Consider the following 2,675-nt stretch of genomic DNA (forward strand, 5'->3'; position numbering starts at 1 on the left):
GCACCAATGAGAACTGCAATGGTCTTTTGCGTCAATTCTTCCCTAAGGGCAAGAGTATGAAAGACAAAACAAAGGCTTATGTTGAACAGGCAACCAATGCCATTAACCACAAACATCGCCGAATCCTCCAATATCAGACAGCAGAAGAACTCTTCAAGCAATACATTTCTTCATAGCCTAACTGTTGCACTTAATTTGACAATTCAGGTAATATAAGAACATACTAATGGCATTGTTATATAATGAAAAGACTCACAATTTATATTAGGAGTGTTTTTATGGTCGAATCACAAAATAATTCCAAAAAGATGATGTGGACCACCCTAGCAATGATGGCGTTCTCCACTGTGTGGGGCTTTGGTAACGTTGTTAATGGGTACGTCTACTTTGACGGGACAAAGGTTGTCTTTAGCTGGATCGTCATGTTCCTTCTCTACTTTGTTCCTTATGCCTTAATGGTTGGTGAACTTGGAGCTACCTTCAAGAATGCTGAAGGTGGGGTTTCCTCTTGGGTAAATGCCACTATGGGCGCAAAATGGGCATATTATGCAGGTTGGACTTATTGGGCTTGCCACGTCGTATATATTTCTAGTAAAGGTACCGGTGGCTTAAGAGCTATGGCTTGGGGCATCTTTGGTAACACCAGATGGTACGACGGATTACCTACTGCTTGGACACAATTTGCAACATTAGTTGTATTTTTATTCTTCTGCTGGGTAGCAAGTCGTGGTATTCCTGTATTAAAGGGCTTAGCAACTATCGCAGGTTCTTCAATGTTCATCATGTCAATTTTGTTTATCATCATGATGTTTGCCGCTCCGGCTATTAATCCAGGAGCAGGATTTTACCACATTGATCTTAATTGGAAGAATTTAATGCCAACTTTCAACGTTAAATACTTTACTTCTCTTTCAATCTTAGTATTTGCCGTTGGTGGCTGTGAAAAGATTTCGCCTTATGTTAATAAGGTAAAAGATCCTTCCAAGAATTTCCCTAAGGCAATGATGGCATTAGCAATCATGGTTATGGTATCAGCAATTTTAGGTACCTTTGCCATGGCATTGATGTTTGATCCGAAGGTCGTTAATGCTAATTTGAATGAATATATTTCAAATGGTGCCTACATGGCCTTCCAAAAACTAGGCGAATACTACCATGTTGGTGGATTATTCATGTACATCTACTCATGGTGTAATGTAATTGGTCAATTCTCCACCTTAGTAATTAGTATTGACGCACCGCTTAGAATGCTTTTGGGAAGTAAAGAAGCAAAAGAATTTATTCCTAAAGGTTTATTCAAGCTTAACAAGCATGGTGCTTATATCAATGGTATTTGGATGATCGTTGTTTTATCAGGTGGTTTAATTGCTATCCAAGCATTTGTTCCTAACGCACAAGCTGTAATGGCTCAATTAGTTAAGTTAAACTCAACTACCATGCCACTTCGTTACCTTTGGGTATTTGCAGCTTATATTGCTTTAAGAAAGCATCAAAAATCATTTGAAACCACTTATCAAATGACTAAATCTCAGGGATTAGCTTATACCGCAGGTATTTGGTGTTTCTTAGTTACTGCAGCATGTTGTATTTTTGGTATTTATTCACCAGATCCATTTACATTAATGCTCAATATCTTAACACCAATCATCTTAATCGCATTGGGATTGATTCTTCCTGGTATTAAAAAATATCAAGAAGCAAAGGCCAATTAGATATAGATATAACAAAAAAGACCGTTGACAGCGGTCTTTTTTTATTTTTTAATTTCATTTAGATTAAAAATGAGGTGGAAAAACATGACATTACCTTTTAAAGCTGTTGCAGTTGACATGGATGGGACATTCTTAGATGATCGTAAGCAATTTAATCATGAACAATTTGATCAAATACTTACGGAATTAGAAAAAAGAAACGTTCATTTTATCGTAGCTTCTGGTCGGCCATACACTAGATTAAAGCAAGACTTCGGTGATTTTGCTGAACGCATGGATTTTGTTTCTCTCAATGGTTCTATGCTAGTTGTTAACGGTGAAACAGTTGCTTCTTATCCGCTAAAACGTGAAACTGCTCTTAGTCTACTTAAAGAAGTCAGTGACAAATATGGTAAAGTAGCTCCTATGGTCTTTGAAACCGATGTAGCCTACTTCCACAAAGCTATTCCTAAAACTGAGCGTGACTTCTTAGCATACTTCGCTGGCAAAAGTGCAGTTGTTGATCATTGGTCAGATTTACCCAACAAGGATATCTTGCAAATCACTTTTAGTTTAGACAATTCTAAGGCGCCAGAAATTGAAAAAGAATTCAATGAAAAGCATGAACAAAAAATTTCTGCATTTGGATCTGCTAATACTGCTATTGATACTAATGTTTATGGTATCAATAAAGGCGCCGGTTTAAAGCATTTATTAGCCAAATTAAACTTAACTGGTGATGATCTAATCGCATTTGGTGATGGCGGCAACGATATTGCTATGCTTGATTTTGCAAAATACTCTTATGCTATGGCTAACGGGATGCCAAGTGTTAAAGAACATGCTAAATATATCGCACCTGCCAATACTGAAAATGGTGTCTTCAGGGTCCTACAAAAATATTTAGACGCTGAGAAATAGATATACAAAAAAGTGTCTGGGAAAAAACTAACTTTCAGATACCAAAAGACGATCAATCCAACT

The 2,675-nt window shown here is 37.1% G+C and carries 2 protein-coding genes and 1 pseudogene; all 3 read left to right on the forward strand.

Annotated elements, in window-relative coordinates; all coding sequences use genetic code 11:
* Positions 1 to 176: pseudogene (locus CP368_RS09550) on the forward strand (IS30 family transposase); the annotation flags it as partial.
* Positions 177 to 278: 102 nt separating this feature from the next.
* On the forward strand, positions 279 to 1,712 hold the full coding sequence (locus CP368_RS09555; RefSeq protein ID WP_098043908.1) for an APC family permease: 1,434 nt from the start codon (positions 279 to 281) through the stop codon (positions 1,710 to 1,712).
* Between the two features lie 84 nt (positions 1,713 to 1,796).
* A complete protein-coding gene (locus tag CP368_RS09560) occupies positions 1,797 to 2,612 on the forward strand; it encodes a Cof-type HAD-IIB family hydrolase (RefSeq protein ID WP_087175648.1) in 816 nt (271 codons plus the stop codon).
* Positions 2,613 to 2,675 lie beyond the last annotated feature (63 nt).

It is taken from the genome of Lactobacillus sp. UMNPBX17, from assembly GCF_002553735.1.
Classification (GTDB): domain Bacteria; phylum Bacillota; class Bacilli; order Lactobacillales; family Lactobacillaceae; genus Lactobacillus; species Lactobacillus gallinarum.